This window comes from Pseudomonas entomophila (assembly GCF_018417595.1).
Lineage (GTDB): Bacteria > Pseudomonadota > Gammaproteobacteria > Pseudomonadales > Pseudomonadaceae > Aquipseudomonas > Aquipseudomonas entomophila_C.
Genome location: NZ_CP070982.1, coordinates 1,666,684 through 1,687,945, shown reverse-complemented (window position 1 = coordinate 1,687,945; position 21,262 = coordinate 1,666,684). Strand labels below are relative to the sequence as shown.

Genomic DNA, 21,262 nt, shown 5'->3' with positions numbered 1-21,262 from the left:
ACCTCCGGTTGATGGTGTATGCACCATAGCATTCGCGGCTGAAGCCGCTCCCAAAGGTTCACCGATAGCCCGGGAGCAACAGTGAACCCGTAGGAGCGGCTTCAGCCGCGAAGAGGCCCGCGAAGCTTTCACCGACTCATTTACGCAACGGATCCTCCCAGAAATGCCGCTCGGCCTCCTGCTGGATATCGGCCCGCGACAGCCCCAGGTCGTGCAGCGTGGCATCGCTCAGGCGCGCCAGTTCATCATGCTGGCGATGCAGTTCGTACCAGCGCACCAGCAACCCGCCGGCCCCGTGCAGCCAGTGGTTCAAGGTGGACACAGGCTGGTGAGCAACGTTGAAATGACCTTTCATCTTGACGCCCTCCTTGTGGATGGCTCCAGTCTCGTCCCAGGCCTAAGATCAATCCAACGAATGTTTCTGATGCCATGCATCTCGGAGATTGATGCAATGTCCCAGTATCAGAGTCTCGACGCCGACGTGCTGCGCACCTTCGTCGCTATCGCCGAGCAAGGCGGCTTCACCCGTGCCGGCGAGGTAGTCAACCGCACGCAGTCGGCGGTCAGCATGCAGATGAAGCGCCTGGAGGAGGACATCCTGCAGCGCCAGCTATTCGAACGCGATGGTCGCCAGGTGCGCCTGACCGCCGAGGGGCAGGTCCTGCTGGGCTATGCCCGGCGCATCCTCAAGCTGCATGGCGAGGTGTTCAACACCCTGCGCATGCCGCACATGGTCGGGGTGGTGCGCATTGGTACGCCGGACGACTACGCCATGCGCTACCTGCCGACCATCCTGTCCAGCTTCGCCCAGGACTACCCGCTGATCCACGTCGAGGTGCATTGCGATTCCTCCAAGCAGCTGATGCTGCGCCAGGACCTGGACCTGACCATCGTCACCCGCGAACCGGGTAACGAAGTGGGCCAGATGCTGCGTCAGGAACGCCTGGTGTGGGCTGCGGCGCACGGCTTCTGCCCCGAAGAGCAACGGCCGATGCCCCTGGCGCTGTTCAACACCGACTGTTTCTGCCGCGCCTGGACCTGCAACGCGCTGGAGCAGCGCGGCATCGAGTACCGCATCGCCTATACCAGCCCGAGCCTGGCGGCGATCTTCGCCATCGTCAGCGCCGGGCTGGCGGTGACCGCGCAGTTGCGCAGCCTGGTGGGCGACGACCTGCGCATGCTCGGGGAAGAGGAAGGGTTGCCGCAACTGCACATGGCCAATGTGATGCTGCTGCGCAATACGCAGAGCCAGTCGCCGATCACCGACTGCATGGCCGAATACATCGTCGAAGGGTTCAAGTAGGAGCGGCTTCAGCCGCGATGCGGGCGGCGCGGTGCGTGGCCCCCGCTTCGCGGGTGATCGCGGCTGAAGCCGCTCCTACAGGCGGTGGCCCGCGACGATCTAAAGTTCGAACCCGAGCATCACTGCACACAGCACGAGGAACACACAGAACAGCGTGCGCAACACCTTCTCCGGCAACGCATGGGCCAACTTCACCCCCCAGCTGATGCTGAGCAAACCACCCACCGCCAACGGCACCCCGACGCTCCAGTCGACACTCTGGTGCAACCCGTAGGTCAGCAGCGTGACCATGGTGCTCGGTGCCGCCAGCGCCAGCGACAGCCCCTGTGCCACTACCTGGGTGGTGCCGAACACGCTGGTCAGGATCGGTGTGGCCACCACCGCCCCGCCCACGCCGAACAGCCCGCCCATGGTCCCGGCGAAGCTGCCCAGCACGCCGAGCCAAGGCCACGGGTAGCGCAGCTCGTTGCTCGGCGACCTCACCGGCAGGAACATCCGCGCCACGTTCCACAGTGCCAAGGCCACCAGGAAGCCGACGAAGTACAGGCGCATCGACTGGGCGTCGATGCCCACCGCCCAGATCGAGCCCAGCCAGGCGAACAGGAAACTGCAAAGCGACAGCGGCACCGCGTGCCGCAATTCGATGCGGTTGCGCTGGTGGTAGCGCCACAAGGCCAACAGCACGTTGGGCACCACCATCACCAGCGCGGTGCCCTGGGCCAGTTGCTGGTCAAGGCCGAACAGCACGCCCAGCGCCGGGATGGCGATCAGCCCGCCACCGATACCGAACAGCCCACCCAGGGTGCCCAGCGCGGCGCCCAACACGATATACATCAACCACTCGATCATCAGTGCCTCGATCACCCGCGTTCAAAGATGCAGGCATGCTAACCAGCGCCGGCTGGCGGGGAAACGCACAGCAGCGCACAATGGCTTTGCGCATTTCGCATAGGCATTACCATGAGCCCCGATATCCTCACCGAACAACTGAGCCTGTTTCTCGACGTACTGGAGACCGGCAGCTTCTCCGCCGCGGCCCGGCGTCATCCGCTGACCCCCTCCGCCGTGGCGCGGCGCATCGACAACCTGGAAAGCGCCGTGGGCAGCCGGCTGTTCTCGCGCAGCACCCATGCCGTACGCGCGACCCCAGCGGGCAATGCCTTCGCCGAACGGGCCCGGCGCATCATCGAGGAATTGCGCCTGGCCCGCGCCGAGGCGGTGTCGCTGAGCAACGCCCCCGAGGGGTTGATCCGCATCGACGCCCCAGCCGCCTTTGGCCGCCGCCACCTGGCCCCGGCGATCGCCGACTTCCTGGTGGCCTACCCCGGGCTCGACGTGCAACTGCGCCTGATCGACAGCTTCGTCGACCTGCATGGCAGCCACTTGGGCGAAGTCGACCTGGTGCTGCGCGCCGGCCCGCTGGCCGACACCCGCCTGGTCGCCACGCCGCTGGCCTACATGGTGCGCATCGCCTGCGCCAGCCCCGCCTACCTGGCCAGCCGCGGGGTGCCGGCCTGCCCCAGCGAGCTGCCTGGGCATGACGGCCTCGATTGGGATGGCCTGGCCCCGCCTTTCGCCTGGCGCTTCTCCATCGACGGCCAGGTGCGCCTGTACCGTCCGGCGCGCATGCGCATGGCCGCCAACAATGCCGAGACTTTGCTGTTCGGCGCCCTGGCCGGGCTGGGTGTCGCACACCTGCCCACCTGGCTGATCAGTGACTACCTGTTGCGTGGCGAGTTGATCCCGCTGTTCTGCGACAACGGTTTGCCCGAACCGGAAACCAGCGGCATCTATGCCCTGCGCCTGGAACATGAAACGAACTCTCGCAGCCGCTTGCTGCTCGAATTCCTCAAGAGCCGATTCAGCCCGGTGCCCCCTTGGGACCTGGCCCTGCGCAGCGAGCTGCGCTGGCAGTGAGCGCGCAAGACATTCGCGTGCTAGATTTTACAACTCAGACAACTCAAGGACCTGCATGAACGCCGACACCCAAGCCCCCTGCGCCGAGCTGCTGCTGGACAACCAGGTCTGCTTTGCCCTGCACTCCACCTCGCTGCTGATGACCAAGGTCTACAAGCCCCTGCTGCAAGCCCTGGGCCTCACTTACCCGCAGTACCTGGCCATGCTCGTGCTGTGGGAACAGGATGGGCTGACCGTGGGCGAAATCAGCCAGCGCCTGCTCACCGATCCAGGCTCGCTGACGCCGCTGCTCAAACGCCTGGAAGGCGAAGGCCTGCTCAAGCGCAGCCGCAGCCGCGAGGACGAACGCGTGGTCCTGGTGCAGTTGACCGACAAGGGCCGGGCCTTGCAGGCCGAAGCCCGGCGCGTGCCCCACTGCATCCTGCAGGCCAGCGGCCAAAGCGCCGAGCAACTGCGCAAACTCCAGGCCGACCTGCTGGCCCTGCGCGCGCACCTGCAAGAAAACCTCTGACGACTATGCTGTGAACTGGCCGCGTCGACGAATGGCCGAATAATTATCTTGCGCACTAAACAATTGCGCGCTAATTTAATTCCCGTACCCACTCAGCGCCCCAGGCGCACAGCACACAAGCGAGGCTCAAGATGCAAAAGGTCACTCCGCTGTACATCGCAGAAGCCACCTCCACTGGTGGTCGCGACGGTAAGTCCCGCTCCAGCGACGGCAAGCTGGAGGTCAAGCTGAGCACCCCCAAGGAGCTCGGTGGCGCGGGCGGTGAAGGCACCAACCCCGAGCAGATGTTCGCCGCCGGTTACTCGGCCTGCTTCATTGGCGCGCTGAAGTTCGTGGCGGGTCAGGAGAAGAAGGCACTGCCGGCCGATGCGTCGATCACCGCCAAGGTGGGCATCGGGCAGATCCCAGGCGGCTTCGGGCTGGACATCGACCTGCACATCAACCTGCCGGGCCTGGCCCAGGCCGATGCCGAAGGGCTGGTGGAGAAGGCGCACAAAGTCTGCCCTTATTCCAATGCCACCCGCGGCAATGTGGATGTGCGCTTGCATGTAACGGTCTGAGACCGCACCGCGCCTCTGTGGGAGCGGGCTTGCCCGCGAAGCAGCCACCACAGGTTTCACAGGCACAAAAAAACCCGGCCAAGGCCGGGTTTTTCATGCGCATCGCAAGAAGCAATTACTTCTTGGAACGGCCCTTGAAGCTGTTGTCGCGAGTGTCGATATCGATCCACTCGTCGATCTGGATGAAGTCGGCAACCTGGATCTCGGTGCCGTTCTTCAGCTTGGCAGGCTTCATCACCTTGCCGGAGGTGTCGCCACGGGCGGCGTTCTCGGTGTAGACGACCTGACGGCTGATGGTGGTCGGCAGTTCTACCGATACCAGACGGCCTTCGAAGAAGACGGCTTCGCAGATGTCTTCCATGCCTTCTTCGATGTACGGCAGAACGGCGTCGATGTCTTCGGCGTTCAGTTCGTACATGGTGTAGTCGGTGGTGTCCATGAAGGTGTACGAGTCACCGCTGATGAACGACAGGGTCGCTTCTTTGCGATCCAGGATCACGTCGTCCAGCTTGTCGTCCGCACCGTATACGGTTTCGGTCTTGTAGCCGGTCAGCAGGTTCTTCAGCTTGGTCTTCATGATCGCGCTGTTACGGCCCGACTTGGTGAATTCAGCTTTCTGAACCAGCCACGGATCGTTATCGATGCGCAGAACGGTACCGGGTTTCAGTTCTTTACCAGTTTTCATTACGAAGTATCCGAATCTGGATGGATTTATAAAAATCGAGGCCGCGTATCATAGCGAATTTCGGTAAAACTGCACCAGCTTCGTGGCAAGGTCCGGCTGAGCGGCCTGCGCCGCGCACCACTGGCGGGCATGCTCGCGCAGTTCTTGCCAGTGCGGCTGCAAGGCTTGCCAGGCCGGCCCCATTGGCCGATCCATGTTCCAGGCCCGCCACAGGCCGGCCAGGGCCTGGCCGGCGGCCTCGGACAATCCAGCGCAATACAGGGCCATGAACGCCTCGAGTTTTTCCCAGTGGGCGTTCTCTTCCTGGATATAGATGTGCCACAGCATCGGCACGCCGGCCCATTGCGCGCGCACGAACGAATCCTCGCCGCGCACGGCATTGAAATCGCAGCTCCACAGCAGTCGGTCGTAGTCGTCCTGGCTGACGAACGGCAGCACCTGCACGGTCAACGCGCCACGCCGATGCACCGCCCCCACGGGCAGGCCCGGCTCACCCAGCCATTGCCCGAGGTCACCCAGGATGCGCCCTTGGGGTACCAGCAGATGGGTGGGATGCGCATCGGCCGCCAGCACGTCGAGCCAATTGCCCAGTTGCGGATTCTCATAGGCGAACAGCGAAATCAACCGGGCATCCGCCTGGGCCTGGATACCCAGCCCGGCAAGGAAGCTCTCCCGCTCGCCAGGCCCGTGCCGGAATAGTTCGCCGCGCGGCAACAACGAAGCCTCGCGCAGCAAACCGCCGGTACGCTCGGTGAAACCCGGGAAGAAGAAGATCTTGCGCAGCCCATTGGCCTGGGGCGATGGCAATCCGTGGCAGCCCTCCACCCAGTCTTCGGCGCTGAGATAGTCCAGGTTCAACCACAACGGCGGCGTGGGCTGCCGGGCCATCGCCTCGACGTACCCCTCGGGCAGTTGGCAGGCAAACGCGCCCACCACCACCTGGGCCGGTGTGGCGGCCTGCCATTCGTTTGGCCAATGGCAGACCTCGACACCGTGCTGCCATTGCCGGCCTGCCCCCGTGTCGGCCTCGGGGCACAGGCGCGCGAAGGCCGCCAGGTCGTCCACCCACAGGCGCACGGCAAGGTCATGCTCGGCCACCAACTGCCGGGCCAGGCGCCAGGTCACGCCGATATCGCCGAAGTTGTCGACGACGGTGCAGAAGATGTCCCAGGTGGTTTTCATGGCCACGTTCCGTTACCTGCGAAAAAGACCGCGGATTCTGCGGATAATTACGCGCGGACAAAAGCAAAATATCCTCGCACCCATGCGACAATGCCGCCACCGAACCGCCTGTCAGGAGGCCGCCATGCCCCGCCCCCGCGAACTGAAGATCACCCTGAAACCCATGCAACTGATCCTGTGCGTCGCCTTCGGCCTGTGGCTGGGCGCCGTGGCCATCGCCCTGAGCCTGTGGCTGGCCCTGCGTCTGTGGCCGGAGCACGCGCAACCGGTGGCCCAGGCCGTCGCGCCGGCCATCGTCCAGCCCGCGCCCACTGCGGCGCCGCAACTGCCAGCGGATGCCCAGGCCGAAATGTTCGAGCGCTACAAGGACATCCTGCACAAGCAGGAACTGCAACAGGCCGCCGATGCCGCCCAGGGCAGCCCGCGCAACCTGAACAACCCCAAGTGCCAGTTCTGGCTGCAACAGAACCGCACCGCCCCCACCGACAAAAGCCAGGCCAACGTGCTGGAGTTCTGCTACTGACCATGGACAAGGCCAGCCTGCTCCCGCGCATCATCGCCACCCTCGAGCACGACATGGAGGTGCTGCGCCGCGCCGCCCAGACCGCCTACGAGGCGGCCACCGCCGAAGAGAACATCGCCGAGAACAAGTACGACACCCTGGGGCTGGAGGCGTCATACCTGGCCACCGGGCAGGCCCGGCGTACCGCCGAGATCCGCCAGGCGCTGTTGACCTACCAGCAGATGGTGCTGCGTGATTACGACCCGGCGCGGGGAATCCAGATCGGCTGCCTGGTGACGCTGGAAGACGAGGATGGCCAGCAGCGCCAATTGTTCCTCGGGCCGGAAGGCGCCGGCCTGAAGATTGGCGAGGGTGACTCGCTGGTGACGGTGATCACCTCGCGAGCTCCGCTGGGGCAGCAGTTGGTTGGCAAGCGAGTAGATGACGAGGTAAGCCTGGTGGTGAACGGAATCACCCAGATCCAGGTCATCATCGAAGTCACCTGAACACCGCTCCTGCACAAGGTTCACAGGGGCTGTAAAGCGTTGAACCGCTCTGCCAAACCCTGCTCGGCGAACTGCTCCGCCACGAAATCGATGAACGCCCGGGTCTTGCCCGGCAGCAGCTTGTGCTCGGCGTAGTACAGGCTGATGTTGCCATCATCCACGTACCAGTCAGGCAACACCCGGCTCAACCGCCCGGCGGTGAGGTAAGGGACAGCGAACGGCAGGCTCACCAAGGCAATGCCCAACCCTTGCTCGGCCACGGCGCAAGCGGCGTCGGAGTCGCTCATGGTCATGCTCTGCGGCAATTGCAGCGGGCACTGCTCCTGCCAGCGGCTGGTCAGCGGCCAGGAACGCACTCGCCCGGTCTGCGGCGAGCGGATGAGGATACCTTCATGGGCCTGCAATGCCTGTGGATGGTCGATCTGGGCGTGCCGCTGCAAATAACCCGGCGCCGCCACCAGCACCCGGTGGGCCGGGGTCAGCTTGCGCGCCACCACGCCCAACGGCAGCTCGAATCCACCGCCGATGGCGGCATCGAAACCCTGGCCGATCAGGTCGACCTGACGGTTGTCGAAGTGCCAGTCCGGGGTGATCGCCGGGTAACGACGCAAGAACTCGCCCAGCAGCGGCAACACATACAGCCGCCCGAACACCGTGCCCATGCTCACCCGCAGCAACCCGGCCGGCTGGCCTTCGGCGCTGGCCAGGTTGGCGACGGCGTACTGGATGGTGCGGAAACTGTCGCTCACCTCCCCCAGGAAGCGCTGCCCGGCTTCGGTCAGGGTGAGCTTGCGGGTGCTGCGCTGGAACAGCCGCACCCCCAGGCGCGCCTCCAGTTGCGCGACGTTCTTGCCCACCGCGGCCGGGGTCAGCGACAGGCGCCGGGCGGCTTCGGCGAAACTGCCTACCTCGGCGCTGCGGATAAAGCATTCAAGGCTGCTGAAGGACTCCATGGCACTCATTCACAACCAAAGGTTTACTCTGCTGATAGTGATTGCGATCTTATCAGCAGATAATCCTGGGCGGATACTGCGCCCATCCAAGGCATCCGGCCTTGCTTGAATGCAGGAGATCAGCATGTCCCAGCAACTTCCCCTCAGCGGTAAAGTGGCCCTCGTCCAGGGCGGTTCCCGTGGTATCGGCGCGGCTATTGTCCGCCGCCTGGCCCAGGACGGCGCCAAGGTCGCCTTCACCTACGTAAGCTCCACCCAGACCGCCGAAGCCCTGGCCGGCGAGATCATCAATGCAGGCGGCCAGGCCCTGGCCCTGCGCGCCGACAGCGCCGATACCGGTGCGGTGCAGCAAGCGGTGGCCGATACCGTCAAGGCCTTCGGTGGCCTCGACATCCTGGTCAACAACGCCGGCGTGCTGGCCGTGGCGCCGGTGGCCGAATTCGACCTGGACGACTTCGATCGCCTGCTGGCGGTCAACGTGCGCAGCGTGTTCGTCGCCACCCAGGCGGCGGTGAAGCACATGGGCCAGGGCGGCCGGATCATCAACATCGGCAGCACCAACGCCGAGCGCATGCCCTTCGCTGGTGGCGCGCCGTATGCCATGAGCAAGTCGGCGCTGGTTGGCCTGACCCGGGGCCTGGCGCGCGACCTGGGGCCACAGGGCATCACCGTGAACAACGTCCAGCCTGGGCCGGTCGATACCGACATGAACCCGGCCAAGGGCGAATTCGCCGACAGCCTGATCCCGCTGATGGCCATCGGGCGATATGGCAAGGTCGAGGAGATTGCCAGTTTCGTCGCGTATCTGGCGGGGCCTGAGGCGGGCTACATCACCGGCGCCAGCCTGACGGCCGATGGTGGTTTTGCTGCCTGATCCAGACGGGCCGCCTGTTCCGGCCCTTTCGCGGGCAAGCCCGCGCCCACAGATTACTCATGGGGCCAGAGGGCTGTGATTTTCCTGTGGGAGCGGGTTTGCCCGCGAAGGGGCCAGTGCAGGCAACCGAAGACTCAACCCGACACCAGGTGCTGCTCCATCACCTCGAGAAACGCTCGCGCCGCCGGTGTCGGGCTGGGTGACCACACCGCATACAGGTGCCGCACCGGCGCATCCAGCAAGCGCACCATGGCCACCCCTTCGAACCCCCGGGCGATCCGCTCCGGTACCAGCCCCACGGCCATGCCGCGCTGGACGAATTTTTCCACCAGGCGAACATGGCCGATCTCGAACTGCACCCGATGCCTCACCCCCGCCGCCTGAAACGCTTCGTCAGTCTGCCGCCGTGCGCCGGTCCCTTCGGGAAAGTCCACCAGCACTTCATCGACCAGGTCAGCCAAGGTCAATTGCGCAGCGCCGGCCAGCCGGTGCGCCGTCGGCAGCACCGCCACCAGTTCCTCCCGTGCCAGCAGGCGATGCTGCACACCGTGCAACACCTCGCCTTGCCACAGGCCGACGAAGCCCACATCCAGCCGCCGCTCGCAGACATCGGCCATCAGCAGTTCGCTCTTGGCCGTGAGCCAGCGCACGTCCACATCCGGATAGCGGCGGTGGAACACTGCCAGCAGGTCGACCAGGTCCAGGGCGGTCAGCGAACTGATCTCACCGATCGACAGGCGCCCGCGCACCTGCCCGCACGCCGCGGCCACATCATCGGCGATACGCCGGGCGGCCTCGACCGCCGGCCGGGCACTGAGCACGAAGGCTTCGCCGGCAGGTGTCAGCCTTACCCGGCGCGAGCTGCGCTCGAACAAACTGACATTCAACTGCGCCTCCAGACGGGCCACCTGATGGCTGAGCGCCGACTGCACCACATGGCAGCGCTCGGCGGCGCGGGTGAAGCTGCCGGTGTCGGCCACGGCCAGGGCGTACTCGAGCTGCTTGAGGTTCATCGTTCTATCTGCTTTCGAGATGGATAACGTGAAAACTATACATTGGTGTCATGCCTGACACTTCCTGATACTTGGCCACATTCCACCTTGCCTGCAACGAGACTGCCCATGAACACCCCGACATTGAGTCGCGCCCTGATCCTGCTGATGGCCACCGCCACCGGCCTGGCCGTGGCCAGCAACTATTACGCCCAACCCTTGCTGCACAGCATTGCCGAGCAGTTCGGCCTGAGCACCGCCAGCGCCGGCACCATCGTCATCGCCGCGCAACTGAGCTACGGCGCCGGCCTGCTGTTGCTGGCGCCGCTGGGCGACCTGTTCGAGCAGCGCCGGCTGATCGTGACCATGGTGCTGATCGCTACCGTGGGCCTGGTGATCAGCGCCTACGCGCCGAGCCTGCCGTGGCTGATCCTCGGCACGGCGCTGACCGGGCTGTTCTCCGTGGTGGCGCAGGTGCTGGTGCCGCTGGCGGCCGCCCTGAGCGCCCCGGAACAACGCGGCCGCGCGGTGGGCACGCTGATGAGCGGCCTGCTGCTGGGTATCCTGCTGGCCCGCACTGCCGCCGGTTTCATGGCCGAGCTGGGCGGCTGGCGCAGCATCTACGTGCTGGCCGCGGTGCTGATGGCGATCACCGCCCTGGCGCTGTACCGCAGCCTGCCGCAGCACCACAGCCATGCCGGCCTGAAATACCCGGCGCTGATCGGCTCGGTGTTCCGGCTGTTCGTCGAAGAGCCGGTGCTGCGCCTGCGCTCGCTACTGGGGCTGTTGGCGTTCAGCTTGTTCGCCCTGTTCTGGACGCCGCTGGCGTTCCTGCTGAGCAGCGAGCCCTACCACTACTCCGACGCGGTGATCGGCCTGTTCGGCCTGGCCGGCGCGGTGGGCGCGCTGGCGGCCAACTGGGCCGGGCGCCTGGCCGACCGTGGCAAGGGCGCGCTGGGGACCACGGTGGGGCTGGTGGCGCTGTTGCTGTCGTGGGTGCCGCTGGGCTTTGCGCAAAGCTCGCTGGTGGCGCTGCTGGTGGGCGTGCTGATGCTGGACCTGGCGGTGCAGTTGATCCATGTGAGTAACCAGAATGCGGTGATCGCGCTGCGCCCTGAAGCGCGGACGCGGCTCAACGCCGGGTACATCACCTGCTACTTCATCGGCGGCGCGCTGGGTTCGTTGCTGGGGACGCAGCTGTTCGAAGTGCATGGCTGGATGGGGATCGTCGTCGCCGGGCTGGTGATCGGCGCCCTGGCGCTGGTGGTGTGGGGGCTGGCAGAGCGCAGGCGGGTGAAGGTGGCGCCCAGCGCAGCCCATTGAGCTGACACAGCCTCCGTAGGAGCGGCTTTAGCCGCGATCACCCGCAAAGCGGCTGGCAGATACCGCGTTGCGTGCATCGCGGCTGAAGCCGCCCCTACAGGTTCCCCTTCAGGATTTGCCGCCCAGAAACGCCTCATCTACCCGCGCCAGCTGGGTCTCGCTCAACACCCCCGCCTCGTAGTGCAGCTTGATCCACGCCAGCAGGTAGTCATACCGCGCCTGGGCCAGGTCGCGCCGGGTGGTGGCCAGTTGCTGCTCGGCATTGAGCACGTCCAGGTTGACCCGCTCGCCGCCCTGCACGCTCTTGCGGGTAGACACCACCAGCGCCTCGGCCGCCACCAGCGCCCGTTCATAGGCGCGCAGGCGGCTAGCGCCCGACTCGCAGGCGTTGTACTGCTTGCGCAGCTCGATCAGGGTGCTGCGGGTCTGCCCGTCCAGCTCGTACTCGGCCTGCTCCAGGTGACGGCTGGCCTGACGCGTCGAGGCCGACACCCCGCCGCCGGCGAAGATCGGCACGCTGACCTCGATCCCCACGGTGTTGGTGTCGTAGCGTTGGTTGTAGGTGTTGCCGCTGTCCGACTCCTGGCGCCGCGAAGTGGCGAAGGCCGTGACCCTGGGCAAGTGCCCGGCACGGTTGCGCTCCACTTCGTAGCGCGCCACATCCAGGGCCTGGCGTGACGAAGCCAGTTGCGGATTGTTGGCCAGGGCACGCTCCTGCCAGGCGCCGTAACCCGTCGGGTCGACCATCGGCAGGGCAAAGCCGACACGCAGCGGTGCCAGGTCCTCGACGCGCACGGCCGGTTCGCCGATCAACGCGCCCAGCTCGCGCAGGGCAGCATCCTGGTTGTTGCGCGCCTGGATCTCCTCGGCATCGGCCAGCTCGTAGCGGGCCTGGGCTTCGAGGATGTCGGTGCGGGTCCCTTCGCCGGCATCGAACAGCCGCTGGTTCTGCTGGAACTGCTGACGGTAGGCCTGCTTGCTGGCCACGCTGATGCCGATCTGGTCCTCGGCGAACAAGGCCTGGGTGTAGCTGGTCATCACCCGCACCAGCAACTGCTGGCTCTGGTCGCGGAAGGTTTCATCGGCGAACAGCGCCTGGGCCACGCCCTTGCGGTAGGCCGAGTAGGCCTCATAGTCGAACAGCGGCTGCTGGAGGATGAAGCTGGAGCCCATGCTGTTGTAGTTGCGGTCTTCTTCCTGGCGCCGCGAATCCCCCAGGTACTTCACCTTGGAGTCGTTGCGGCCCTTGTTGTAGTTGTAGTTCAGGGTTGGCAGCAGGCCGGCGCGGCCGATGGCGCGGTACTCCTGGCCGGCCTGCTGGGCCTTGAACGCGGCCAGGTAGGTCGGGTCACGGCGCAGCGCCTGCTCGTAGATCTGGAACGGCCCCATGGCCGCCTCGGCGGCCACCGGCAGCCAGGCACAGGCTGCCAGCAGCCCGATCAGTGGGAACTTCTTCACTGGGCGGTCCTTATTGTTCGGTCAAAGCAGTGCCTGCGCGGTCGAGCAGGGGTTTGAACAGGTAGTTGAGCAGCGAACGCTCGCCGGTGCGCACGAACAGCTCAGCCGGCATGCCCGGACGGATCGCCAGCCCTTGCAGGCGCGCCAACGCTTCTTCGCTGACAGTGCTGCGCAACACGTAGTACGGCTGGCCGCTGCGCTCGTCGATCAACTGGTCGGCCGACACCAGCGCCACCTCCCCCGTGACCCGCGGCGTGCGGTTCTGGTTGAAGGCGGTGAACAGGATATCCACCGGCAGCTGCGGCGCGACCTTGTCCACCAGGTTGACCGGCAGGCGCCCTTCCACTTCCAGCGCGGTACCTTGGGGCACGATCTCGAGCAACGTGTCGCCAGGGCGCACGACGGCGCCTTCGGTGTGCACGCCAAGGTTGACCGCGATGCCGTCGGCCGGCGCCTGGATTTCGCTGTGCTGCAACTCGAAGCGCGCCGAGTTGAGCTGTTGCTCCAGGGTGGCAGCCTTGACCTGGGCCTCGGCCAGTTGCGTGCGCACCTCTTTCTGGTACTCCTCACGACGCTGTGCAAGGTTCAACCGCGACTCGACGATCACCTGCTCCAGCCGCGCGCTCTCGCCAGCGTTCTGTGCCAGGTCGCGCTGCACCTGGGACAGCTGGCGCTGGTACTCCAGCACACGATTGCGCGGAATGTAACCGTCACCGGCCAGCGGGCGCAGGTTGTCCAACTGCTCGCGCAACGAGTCGGCCTGGGCCTGCAGGTCGCTGCGGGCACGGCGCATGCCGGCCAGCTGGGCCTGGGAGCCATCGATGCTGGCAGACAAGGCGCCCTGCTCGCGGGCCTGGGCCTGGCGGCGGCTGTCGAACAGCTGGCGCTGGCCTTCCAGGATCAGGCCGAGCTTGGCGTCGGCATCCTCGACCAGGTCGACGGGAAACTGCACCTGGCCGAGGTTGTCGCGCTCGCTCTGCCAGCGCGCCAGGCTGGCGCGGGTCATGCGGTACTGGGCCTGCAACGCGTCGACATCGGCCTGCACCTGAGTACGGTCCAGGCGGAACAACGGCTCGCCCTGGCGCACCTGCTGCCCCTCGCTCACCAGGATCCGGCTGACCACGCCACCGGCCATGGACTGCACCGCCTTGCGCTTGCCCGAGACCACCACGGTGCCCTGCACCGGCACCCCCTGGTCGAGCGGGGCCAGGCTGGCCCAGACCATGAAGCCACCAAAGCCGACCAGAGTCAGCACCCAGCCCAGGCGCACATGGAAGCGTGCGTCACGTTCATGCCGGCTCATGCGCCACCTCCGGCCTGCAGCGGTCGTTGCGCCGGCGCCTGGCCGAGCGCGTGGAGAATGTCGCGCGCCGGGCCGAAGCCCTGCATGCGCCCTTCGTTCATCACCAGCAGCTTGTCGGCCTGGCCCAGCGCCGAACTGCGGTGGGTCACCAGCACCACGGTGCGGCCCAGGGCCTTGAGCTGGAGGATGGCGTTGGCCAGGGCCGCCTCGCCGGGGCTGTCGAGGTTGGAGTTGGGCTCGTCGAGCACGATCAGGCATGGGTTGCCGTACAACGCCCGGGCCAGGGCAATGCGCTGCTTCTGGCCACCAGAGAGGTCGCCGCCGTCTTCGCCCAGGCGCGTGTCGTAGCCCTTGGGCAGGCGCAGGATCAACTCATGCACCCCCGCCAGGCGCGCTGCCTCGACTACCTTGTGGCCGTCCAGCTCGCCAAAGCGGGCGATGTTCTCGGCGATGCTGCCGCGCAGCAGTTCGATGTTCTGCGGCAAGTAGCCGATGTGCGGGCCCAGGGCCTCGCGGTCCCATTGATCGAGCTCGGCGCCATCCAGGCGCACATGCCCACCCAAGGTGGGCCAGACGCCCACCAGGACCTTGGCCAGGGTCGACTTGCCGGAACCCGAGGCACCGAGCACGCCCAGCAACTCACCGGGTTCAAGCTGGAAATGCACTTGCTGCAACGTGGCCTGGGTGCGCCCGGGGGGCGCGGCGCTCATCTGCTCCACGGTCAACTGCCCGGTCGGCGCCGGCAGTGGCATCGGCGCCGGGTGCTCCGGGTGGTCGCGCAGCAGGCTGTCCAGGCGCTGGTAGGCCAGTTGCGCGCCGCTCCACTGCTTCCATACGGCGATCAACTGGTCGATCGGGGCAAGCACCCGGCCCATCAGGATGGAACCGGCGATCATCATGCCCGGGGTCATCTGCCCCTCGATCACCAGCAGCGCGCCCAGGCCCAGCACCAGCGATTGCAGGCACAGGCGCAGGCCCTTGCTGGTGGCGGTGATCACCGCCGAGGTGTCGCTGGCCTTGTTCTGCAGGTCGAGGAAGCGTCCATGCAAGTCGAACCAACGCCGACGCAAGGCCGCGAGCATGCCCATGGCCTGGATGCTCTCGGCGCTCTGCAACTGGCTGCCGGCCAACAGCGTCGATTGCTGCTGGATGCCACTGGCTTCGACCAGGGTCTTGTGGGTGAGACGTTCGTTGAGCACGGCCAGGGCGATCAGCAGCAGCGCGCCGACCGTGGCCATGACCCCCAGCCAGACGTTGAAGGCGAAGATAACGGCCAGGTAGATGGGGAACCACGGGGCATCAAAGAAAGCGAACAACGCAGGGCCGGTGACGAACTGGCGCAGTTGCGTGAGATCGCCCAAAGCCTGCCCGGCCGCGCCATCGCGATGGCGCAAGTTGCGCTCGAAGGCGGCGCGGTAGACATTCAGGTTGAAACTTTTTTCCAGCTGGTTGCCCACCCGGATAACAATGAAACTGCGCACGGCTTCGAGTGCGCCGATATATACAAAGAAACCGACGACCATCAAAGTGAGTACCCACAAAGTTGTGGTGCTCTGCGAACTCAGTACACGGTCGTACACTTGAAGCATATAAATGGACGGCACCAGCATCAGGATATTGATCAAGGCCGTGAAACAGCCAACGCTGATCAACGTCGACTTATGTTCGCCGAGCGCTGCCCACAAGGGCGCCCCGGGCTTCCTGCTCGGTAGTTTCATGTTTCGCCCTTTTTAACCCGGCCGTTTGAAAGTGCCGGGCCGGGTTTAGTTGTCCAGGCGCTCGAGCACCAGTTGGGTACCGCTTGGCGTGGTCCAGCCGTAACGCTGGGCGCCTTTGCGGCTGAAGTGCACCACGGTGCTGCCGTCACCGCCCACCAGGGCCAGGGTGTCGGGGGTCACCAGCCAGCTGCCGGGGCGCAGGCCCAGCAGGCGCTCGGCGCATTCCAGGTCGCCGTCCAGCTTGCCTTCGCTGGCGGCCAGGCGCAGGTCGCAGGCCTGTGCCTTTTGTTGTTCGGGATAAAGCTGCCAACGCCCGGCCAGTTGCGCGGCGTTGGGGAGTAGCAGGCTGCTCGCCATACCTACCTCGGTCATCAACATCAATGGAATCGCGGCCAGCGCGATGATTCGTTGCAACGTTCGCATCCTTCTACCTCGTCGGCAGAAGGGGTGACGCTTGCGCGCCACCCCCACGTACATCAGACCACGATGTCGGTGACCGCGGCCTGGCCAACGGTGGTCACCAGGAAGTCAGCCGAGCTGTTCCCGGTGAAGTCGATGGACAGGCTGCCCAGGTTGGTACCCTGGTCGTAGCTCAGCACGGCTTCGCCGGCATGGCCGGTGAAAGCGTTGACGAACTGCAGCGGCAGCTTGTTAACGGCGAACGCGGAAATCGCCGACAGGTCGATCTTGTCCTGACCCGAGGTGAAGTCCATGATCCGGTCCGGCGCGGCCTTGGTGGAATCGCTGATAGCGCCAAACACGAAGGTGTCCGCGCCAGTGCCGCCCCACAGTTGGTCGGCACCGCCACCACCGTAGATGATGTCGTTGCCGGCACCACCCTTGAGCACGTTGGCCAGCGCGTTGCCGATCAGCAGGTCGTTGCCCGAACCGCCGAAGGCGTTTTCGATGGTCACGCCCTTGGCGATGGACACGTTACCAACCATGCCGCCAACATCGGAGAACGACGCTTCATTGAGGTTGATCTTCTGGTTCTGGGTGAACCCGGAGAAGTCGAAGGTGTCGTTGCCGCCACCGTCCCACACCGAGAAGACCAGCTTCGACGAGGCCGAGGTGGCCGAGTAGAAGTCGCGATCAGCGGTGGAGTTGAAGCCGTAGGTGGTGTCGCCGGCACGGGTGGCATAGTTGGCGCCGTAGAGCTTCTGGATCGCCAGGATGTCATCCATCAGCGGGGCCGAGGCGTAGTACTGCCCGCCGCCCTTGACGAAGTTCTGCCCGTTGTTGCTTTCGCTCCAGTAGCTCATGACGCTGTAGCCACGGGTGTCCTGGGCGTAATCGGCGTCGGCGTAGGTCGGGTTGCCCTGGCCGGCGTTGTAGTCGCCGGGGTGGGACAGGCCGAGCACGTGGCCGATTTCGTGGGTCAGGGTTTGACGCCCGTAGTTGCCGGTACCCGGGGTGGTGTTGACCTGGTAGCTGTTGTTGATCAGGTACCAGGATTCACCCTTGTGCGAGCCCGGGGTGTCGAACGGCAGGTAGGCGAACGCCGCGCCACCGTTGCTGGCGCTGAAGTTGCCGAAGGTCATGTGGCCGTCACCGCCCGATGCGGCCTCGGTGAAGGTGACCTTGGCCACGTCCGCCCAGGACTGCATGGAGAGCTTGGCCTGCTCTTTCTGCAGGTCGCTGAACTGGCTGAAAGTGCCCAGCTTGCGCGTGTAGAAGTCGGCCGGAGCCTTGGTCAGGAAGGTGTACGAGAAGCTGATCGTGCCATCCTTGTTCAGGTCCTTCCAGGAGGCGCCATCACGCAGGATGTGATCGGCGGCCTGGTCGGCCGTGAAGGACTTCTTGCCATTGATTTTCGCGCCGCCGCGATCGTACTGGTGGGCAAAACTATCAATCTGGCCGAAGGAAGAGCTCGGACCCTTCGGTTGCAGTGCGGAAACGGCCGAAACAATAGCGCTTTCTTTGACTTTCGACATGCAGATTACTTCCTTGTTTACAAAAAAGCAGTTGATGTCAGACAGGAGTTTCCCAACTTGGCGAGAGCGTCCTGTCACTCGCCTTTATGCGGCGCAAAAAAACTGACACATGTTGAAACTACCTGTCCAGCCTTTTTTGGCTTCATTTTTTCGTTTTCGAACACGATCACTGATCCGTACTTTTTTCCTCAAGCTGCGCTCTACCGGCCCCCGCTGATACAACCATTAGTTCCATTAATGAATAGATGACTAATTGGTCAGCGAATCGAAGTTTACTTTCGAAAACGCGACTTTCGCTTGAACATTTCAATCGCTGCTTCGTTCTAGGCGCTTGACTACGTGACAACCCGCCGCACGACCCTCCGTCGCCTGGCCGTTGACTTGTCAACGCCCCTGGCGCTCAGTAGGTGTTGGTCACAGCCCCTCCCTGACAGGACGACACAATGACAAGACTCACGGTGCAATCCGGCGATTTCTTGCAAGGTGAAGGCGAGTATCGCAATGGAGCGCTTACACTCAAGACCCCACGCAGCCCCTCGCCGGGCGAGCGCATTTCACTCACCCGCATCAAGGACCTGAGGTTGGCCAACCTCGAATCGACCCGCAACCTGGGCAGCGCCCTGGGTTGGGGCGTGGCCGGGGCACTGGTGGCCGGCCCGGTCGGCCTGCTGGCTGGGCTTCTGCTCGGCGGCAAGGAAGACGAAGTCACCTTCGTCGCCACGTTCAAGGATGGGCGCAAGCTGATGGCCATCACCGATGGCAAGACCTGGTCGAAGATCGACGACAACTGGCGCAAGCATCAGCGGCCGGCTGCGGCCTGAATCGGCAACCGCTTCGCTCGTTCTGACCGCTCCTACAGAATTCGTCTCAGGCATACGGCCTTCCCCCTGAAACTTCGAAACCCGTGCTTGGCAGCCTGCTACCATGGCGCCCTTTTGCCTGCCCGACAGCCGCCGACCGATAACGGCGCGTCCGCCTTCCAAGGAGCCTTGCATGACCCCGCTTCGCCCCCGCCTGCCCCTCGGCCTGCTCAGCCTCGGCCTTGCCCTGCACAGTGGCCAGGGCCTTGCCGCCGACAGCGTGACCCTGGCCCCCGTGCGCGTCTCGGAGGTTTACGGGAGCGAGGGCTACCAGGCACGCGAGGCCCAGGTCGGCGGCCTGCACAACGCCCCGTTGCTGGACACCCCCGCCTCGGTCAACGTGTTCAACCGCCAACTGCTCGACGACCGCCAGGTGCGCAAGTTGAGCGAAGTGCTGCAAAGCGACGCCTCGGTGGGCGAAAGCTACGCTCCGGTCGGCTACTACGAGAACTTCAACGTGCGCGGCTTCGAGCTCAACGCTGCCAGCAGCTACCGGATCAACGGCCAGACCATCGCCGGCGAACAGAATGTGGCCCTGGAGAACAAGCAGCAGGTCGAACTGCTCAAGGGGCTCTCCGGGCTGCAGAGCGGCGTGTCGGAGCCCGGCGGCCTGGTCAACTACGTGACCAAGCGCCCGGAGGACGTACGCAGCGTCAGCGTCTCGAGCAACGAGCAGGGCGAGCGCTACCTGGCCACCGACCTCGGCGGCTGGTTCGGCGCCGAGCGCCAGTTCGGCCTGCGCGCCAACCTGGCCCATGAAGATATCCGTTCGTACGTCGACCACGCCGACGGCAAGCGCGACTTCGCCTCGCTGGCCTTCGACTGGCAGATCAACCCGGATGCGGTGCTGGAACTGGACGCCGAGTACCAGCACCGCGAGCAGTATTCGGTACCAGGCTACCAGTTGCTCGGCGGCACCCAGGTGCCCCATGGCGTCGACCCCAGGGACCACCTGGCCTGGCAGTCATGGGCGAAGCCGGTGCAGAACGATTCGCTGAATCTGGGTGGTCGCTTCAAGTACCGGTTCAACGACACCTGGAACGGCACCCTCAGCGCTTCGCGCAGCAAGGTGGTGATCGATGACTACAGTGCGTTTGCCTGGGGCTCGAGCGAAGGCGCGTTCTTTGGCAGCACAGGCGACTATGACATCTACGACTTCCGCAGCCCCGACGACACTCGTCGCATCGACGAAGCACAGGCCATGCTCGATGGACGTTTCGATGCGCTGGGCGTGGGCCACGAATTGACGGTGGGTGCCAGCGCCCAACGCCGTACGCTCGATCAGCGGCCGTACTACAACGAATGGCTGGGTACCGGCAACATCTACACCGGCGCCCCCGCCCTGGAACCCTCCGACAAATCCATCGGCTCCAGCGAGCGCCGCCTGGACAGCCGCCAATATGGCCTATTCCTCAGCGACCGGATCACCCTCAGCGAACACTGGCAAACCGTGATAGGCGCCCGGGAAGTGCGCCTGGACGAGAAGACCTGGAACGAGAACGGCGTTGCCGGTCGACACACCCAGCAGTATCAACTGCTGCCCAATGCGGCGCTGATCTACAAACCACAACCGGACACTACGCTGTACGCCAGCTATTCCAAGGGACTGTCCGCTGGAGGAACAGCGCCCTGGTTCGCCAGCAATGCCGCCGAAATCCTCGCGCCCACCCTGTCGCGTCAGATGGAGGTTGGTATCAAGCGTGACTGGCAGGGCATGAGCTTCAGCGCCGCCCTGTTCCAGATCCGTCAGGCTTACCAGTACGCCCGGCCCGAGGGTGCCAGTTTCACCTATGTGCAACAGGGCCAACAGAAGAACACCGGCCTGGAACTGGGCGCCAGTGGCCAGGTGACCTCGAACTTGCAGATCCAGGCCAGTGCCGCGGCGATCCGCGCTCGCGTGCAGAACAGCGGTACCGACGCCTACGAAGGCCATCAGGCGATCAATGTCCCCCGCCTGCGCGCCGCCCTGCACGCCGACTACGCCCTGCCCGTGCCCGGCCTGGCCCTGCTGGGTGGCGCGCGCTACAGCGCCAGCAAGTACGCCAGCCAGGCGGGCAATGCCGAAGTTGGCGGCTACACCGTGTTTGACATCGGCAGCCGCTACCGTACCCGCATCGGCGGTTACGACACCGTGTTGCGGCTGACCGTGGACAACGTCTTCGACAAGCGCTACTGGCGCGACGTAGGCGATTACCTCGGCGACAACTACTTGTTCCCGGGCGCGCCGCGTACCGCACGGATGTCGGCTTCCGTCAGTTTCTGACAGAAATTGTGATGTGCTGACTGCACCGGCCCTTTCGCCGGCAAAGCCGGCTCCTACAAGTACGGCGCCGGCCTCAAGAGCGGCGCCGAACCTGGAGGAGCCGGCTTGCCGACGAAAGGGGCAGAAAACAAAAAGCCCCCGAACCTTTCGATTCGGGGGCTTCTCGTAGAATGTGGCGGTGAAGAAGGGATTTGAACCCTTGATACGATTTCTCGTATACACACTTTCCAGGCGTGCTCCTTCGACCACTCGGACACTTCACCGTTTCTCTTCAAGCCATTCAGCCTGTCGAGGCGCGCTAATTTAGTAGAAGAGCTTTTCTTTGGCAAGCATTTTTTTCAGAATTTTCATGCGCTTAAGACAATTCCCCGAAAACCCTGGCTTATCAAGGCAATGCTGCCATTGTGCCCAGCGCTTT

General features: G+C 64.8%; 21 protein-coding genes and 1 tRNA gene. 10 read left to right on the top strand and 12 right to left on the bottom strand.

The window, feature by feature from the left end; translation table 11 throughout:
* Positions 1 to 136 precede the first annotated feature (136 nt).
* Positions 137 to 355, bottom strand: a complete 219-nt coding sequence (locus JYG34_RS07470) for a DUF1127 domain-containing protein (protein WP_213660122.1) — start codon at positions 353 to 355, stop codon at positions 137 to 139.
* A gap of 96 nt (positions 356 to 451) precedes the next feature.
* Between JYG34_RS07470 and JYG34_RS07465 the strand changes: the two genes are divergently transcribed.
* Complete coding sequence (locus tag JYG34_RS07465; RefSeq protein ID WP_213660121.1) at positions 452 to 1,303, top strand: LysR substrate-binding domain-containing protein; 852 nt, start codon at positions 452 to 454, stop codon at positions 1,301 to 1,303.
* A gap of 99 nt (positions 1,304 to 1,402) precedes the next feature.
* Here JYG34_RS07465 and JYG34_RS07460 read toward each other — a convergent pair whose 3' ends face one another.
* Positions 1,403 to 2,152 (bottom strand): sulfite exporter TauE/SafE family protein, encoded by a 750-nt coding sequence (locus JYG34_RS07460; RefSeq protein ID WP_213661127.1) that lies wholly within the window; start codon positions 2,150 to 2,152, stop codon positions 1,403 to 1,405.
* A gap of 111 nt (positions 2,153 to 2,263) precedes the next feature.
* Here JYG34_RS07460 and JYG34_RS07455 point away from each other — a divergent pair, with 111 nt between their 5' ends.
* The 3 genes from JYG34_RS07455 to JYG34_RS07445 all read left to right on the top strand — a co-directional run bounded on the left by JYG34_RS07455 (position 2,264) and on the right by JYG34_RS07445 (position 4,291).
* A complete protein-coding gene (locus JYG34_RS07455; protein ID WP_213660120.1) occupies positions 2,264 to 3,220 on the top strand; it encodes a LysR family transcriptional regulator in 957 nt (318 codons plus the stop codon).
* A 55-nt stretch (positions 3,221 to 3,275) separates the two neighbouring features.
* A complete protein-coding gene (locus JYG34_RS07450) occupies positions 3,276 to 3,731 on the top strand; it encodes a MarR family winged helix-turn-helix transcriptional regulator (RefSeq protein ID WP_213660119.1) in 456 nt (151 codons plus the stop codon).
* A 131-nt stretch (positions 3,732 to 3,862) separates the two neighbouring features.
* Positions 3,863 to 4,291 carry an organic hydroperoxide resistance protein gene (locus tag JYG34_RS07445; protein ID WP_011532840.1) on the top strand — a complete coding sequence of 143 codons (429 nt, stop codon included), beginning with the start codon at positions 3,863 to 3,865 and terminating at the stop codon, positions 4,289 to 4,291.
* A gap of 115 nt (positions 4,292 to 4,406) precedes the next feature.
* On the opposite strand, the gene efp is transcribed toward JYG34_RS07445, so the two are convergent.
* Positions 4,407 to 4,976 (bottom strand): elongation factor P, encoded by a 570-nt coding sequence (efp, locus tag JYG34_RS07440; protein WP_012271109.1) that lies wholly within the window; start codon positions 4,974 to 4,976, stop codon positions 4,407 to 4,409.
* Between the two features lie 48 nt (positions 4,977 to 5,024).
* The gene (gene earP / locus JYG34_RS07435; RefSeq protein ID WP_213660118.1) at positions 5,025 to 6,158 is read right to left on the bottom strand and encodes an elongation factor P maturation arginine rhamnosyltransferase EarP; all 1,134 of its coding nucleotides are present in this window, start codon (positions 6,156 to 6,158) and stop codon (positions 5,025 to 5,027) included.
* A 124-nt stretch (positions 6,159 to 6,282) separates the two neighbouring features.
* Between earP and JYG34_RS07430 the strand changes: the two genes are divergently transcribed.
* On the top strand, positions 6,283 to 6,681 hold the full coding sequence (locus JYG34_RS07430; RefSeq protein ID WP_213660117.1) for a hypothetical protein: 399 nt from the start codon (positions 6,283 to 6,285) through the stop codon (positions 6,679 to 6,681).
* Positions 6,682 to 6,683: 2 nt separating this feature from the next.
* Positions 6,684 to 7,166: a GreA/GreB family elongation factor gene (locus JYG34_RS07425; protein ID WP_213660116.1), complete on the top strand. Its 483-nt coding sequence runs from the start codon at positions 6,684 to 6,686 to the stop codon at positions 7,164 to 7,166.
* 20 nt (positions 7,167 to 7,186) lie between these two features.
* On the opposite strand, the gene JYG34_RS07420 is transcribed toward JYG34_RS07425, so the two are convergent.
* Positions 7,187 to 8,119, bottom strand: a complete 933-nt coding sequence (locus JYG34_RS07420; protein WP_213660115.1) for a LysR family transcriptional regulator — start codon at positions 8,117 to 8,119, stop codon at positions 7,187 to 7,189.
* A gap of 124 nt (positions 8,120 to 8,243) precedes the next feature.
* Between JYG34_RS07420 and JYG34_RS07415 the strand changes: the two genes are divergently transcribed.
* On the top strand, positions 8,244 to 8,993 hold the full coding sequence (locus JYG34_RS07415) for a 3-oxoacyl-ACP reductase family protein (protein WP_213660114.1): 750 nt from the start codon (positions 8,244 to 8,246) through the stop codon (positions 8,991 to 8,993).
* A gap of 134 nt (positions 8,994 to 9,127) precedes the next feature.
* Here the strand turns inward: JYG34_RS07415 and JYG34_RS07410 are convergent, their stop codons facing one another.
* Positions 9,128 to 10,006, bottom strand: coding sequence for a LysR family transcriptional regulator (locus JYG34_RS07410; protein WP_213660113.1), 879 nt, complete (start codon positions 10,004 to 10,006; stop codon positions 9,128 to 9,130).
* A 108-nt stretch (positions 10,007 to 10,114) separates the two neighbouring features.
* Between JYG34_RS07410 and JYG34_RS07405 the strand changes: the two genes are divergently transcribed.
* The gene (locus JYG34_RS07405) at positions 10,115 to 11,308 is read left to right on the top strand and encodes an MFS transporter (protein WP_213660112.1); all 1,194 of its coding nucleotides are present in this window, start codon (positions 10,115 to 10,117) and stop codon (positions 11,306 to 11,308) included.
* A 108-nt stretch (positions 11,309 to 11,416) separates the two neighbouring features.
* Here the strand turns inward: JYG34_RS07405 and JYG34_RS07400 are convergent, their stop codons facing one another.
* The 5 genes from JYG34_RS07400 to JYG34_RS07380 are packed head-to-tail and all read right to left on the bottom strand — an operon-like array spanning position 11,417 to position 17,721.
* Positions 11,417 to 12,766, bottom strand: a complete 1,350-nt coding sequence (locus JYG34_RS07400) for a TolC family outer membrane protein (protein WP_213660111.1) — start codon at positions 12,764 to 12,766, stop codon at positions 11,417 to 11,419.
* 10 nt (positions 12,767 to 12,776) lie between these two features.
* Positions 12,777 to 14,069, bottom strand: coding sequence for an HlyD family type I secretion periplasmic adaptor subunit (locus JYG34_RS07395; RefSeq protein WP_213660110.1), 1,293 nt, complete (start codon positions 14,067 to 14,069; stop codon positions 12,777 to 12,779).
* On the bottom strand, positions 14,066 to 15,787 hold the full coding sequence (locus JYG34_RS07390) for a type I secretion system permease/ATPase (protein WP_213660109.1): 1,722 nt from the start codon (positions 15,785 to 15,787) through the stop codon (positions 14,066 to 14,068). The genes JYG34_RS07395 and JYG34_RS07390 overlap by 4 nt, the downstream gene beginning before the upstream one ends.
* Before the next feature lie 45 nt (positions 15,788 to 15,832).
* The gene (locus JYG34_RS07385) at positions 15,833 to 16,210 is read right to left on the bottom strand and encodes an AprI/Inh family metalloprotease inhibitor (RefSeq protein ID WP_213660108.1); all 378 of its coding nucleotides are present in this window, start codon (positions 16,208 to 16,210) and stop codon (positions 15,833 to 15,835) included.
* 53 nt (positions 16,211 to 16,263) lie between these two features.
* Positions 16,264 to 17,721, bottom strand: coding sequence for a serralysin family metalloprotease (locus JYG34_RS07380; RefSeq protein WP_213660107.1), 1,458 nt, complete (start codon positions 17,719 to 17,721; stop codon positions 16,264 to 16,266).
* A 443-nt stretch (positions 17,722 to 18,164) separates the two neighbouring features.
* Between JYG34_RS07380 and JYG34_RS07375 the strand changes: the two genes are divergently transcribed.
* Together JYG34_RS07375 and JYG34_RS07370 are read left to right on the top strand one after the other, a co-directional pair.
* Positions 18,165 to 18,542, top strand: coding sequence for a hypothetical protein (locus JYG34_RS07375; protein ID WP_213660106.1), 378 nt, complete (start codon positions 18,165 to 18,167; stop codon positions 18,540 to 18,542).
* A gap of 172 nt (positions 18,543 to 18,714) precedes the next feature.
* Entirely contained in the window at positions 18,715 to 20,844 is a 2,130-nt protein-coding gene (locus JYG34_RS07370; protein WP_213660105.1) for a TonB-dependent siderophore receptor, read from the top strand.
* A gap of 173 nt (positions 20,845 to 21,017) precedes the next feature.
* Here JYG34_RS07370 and JYG34_RS07365 read toward each other — a convergent pair.
* Positions 21,018 to 21,107: transfer RNA gene (locus tag JYG34_RS07365), tRNA-Ser, on the bottom strand.
* Between the last annotated feature and the right edge of the window lie 155 nt (positions 21,108 to 21,262).

What these genes read in the sequence shown, in the direction of transcription:
- JYG34_RS07460 (WP_213661127.1), bottom strand. Translation starts at nt 2,152, where the DNA reads ATGATCGAGTGGTTGATGTATATCGTGTTGGGCGCCGCGCTGGGCACC.
- JYG34_RS07450 (WP_213660119.1), top strand. Translation starts at nt 3,276, where the DNA reads ATGAACGCCGACACCCAAGCCCCCTGCGCCGAGCTGCTGCTGGACAAC.
- JYG34_RS07405 (WP_213660112.1), top strand. Translation starts at nt 10,115, where the DNA reads ATGAACACCCCGACATTGAGTCGCGCCCTGATCCTGCTGATGGCCACC.
- earP (WP_213660118.1), bottom strand. Translation starts at nt 6,158, where the DNA reads ATGAAAACCACCTGGGACATCTTCTGCACCGTCGTCGACAACTTCGGC.
- JYG34_RS07390 (WP_213660109.1), bottom strand. Translation starts at nt 15,787, where the DNA reads ATGAAACTACCGAGCAGGAAGCCCGGGGCGCCCTTGTGGGCAGCGCTC.
- JYG34_RS07445 (WP_011532840.1), top strand. Translation starts at nt 3,863, where the DNA reads ATGCAAAAGGTCACTCCGCTGTACATCGCAGAAGCCACCTCCACTGGT.
- JYG34_RS07410 (WP_213660113.1), bottom strand. Translation starts at nt 10,006, where the DNA reads ATGAACCTCAAGCAGCTCGAGTACGCCCTGGCCGTGGCCGACACCGGC.
- JYG34_RS07415 (WP_213660114.1), top strand. Translation starts at nt 8,244, where the DNA reads ATGTCCCAGCAACTTCCCCTCAGCGGTAAAGTGGCCCTCGTCCAGGGC.
- efp (WP_012271109.1), bottom strand. Translation starts at nt 4,976, where the DNA reads ATGAAAACTGGTAAAGAACTGAAACCCGGTACCGTTCTGCGCATCGAT.
- JYG34_RS07455 (WP_213660120.1), top strand. Translation starts at nt 2,264, where the DNA reads ATGAGCCCCGATATCCTCACCGAACAACTGAGCCTGTTTCTCGACGTA.
- JYG34_RS07395 (WP_213660110.1), bottom strand. Translation starts at nt 14,069, where the DNA reads ATGAGCCGGCATGAACGTGACGCACGCTTCCATGTGCGCCTGGGCTGG.
- JYG34_RS07425 (WP_213660116.1), top strand. Translation starts at nt 6,684, where the DNA reads ATGGACAAGGCCAGCCTGCTCCCGCGCATCATCGCCACCCTCGAGCAC.
- JYG34_RS07380 (WP_213660107.1), bottom strand. Translation starts at nt 17,721, where the DNA reads ATGTCGAAAGTCAAAGAAAGCGCTATTGTTTCGGCCGTTTCCGCACTG.
- JYG34_RS07385 (WP_213660108.1), bottom strand. Translation starts at nt 16,210, where the DNA reads ATGCGAACGTTGCAACGAATCATCGCGCTGGCCGCGATTCCATTGATG.
- JYG34_RS07375 (WP_213660106.1), top strand. Translation starts at nt 18,165, where the DNA reads ATGACAAGACTCACGGTGCAATCCGGCGATTTCTTGCAAGGTGAAGGC.
- JYG34_RS07370 (WP_213660105.1), top strand. Translation starts at nt 18,715, where the DNA reads ATGACCCCGCTTCGCCCCCGCCTGCCCCTCGGCCTGCTCAGCCTCGGC.
- JYG34_RS07430 (WP_213660117.1), top strand. Translation starts at nt 6,283, where the DNA reads ATGCCCCGCCCCCGCGAACTGAAGATCACCCTGAAACCCATGCAACTG.
- JYG34_RS07470 (WP_213660122.1), bottom strand. Translation starts at nt 355, where the DNA reads ATGAAAGGTCATTTCAACGTTGCTCACCAGCCTGTGTCCACCTTGAAC.
- JYG34_RS07465 (WP_213660121.1), top strand. Translation starts at nt 452, where the DNA reads ATGTCCCAGTATCAGAGTCTCGACGCCGACGTGCTGCGCACCTTCGTC.
- JYG34_RS07420 (WP_213660115.1), bottom strand. Translation starts at nt 8,119, where the DNA reads ATGGAGTCCTTCAGCAGCCTTGAATGCTTTATCCGCAGCGCCGAGGTA.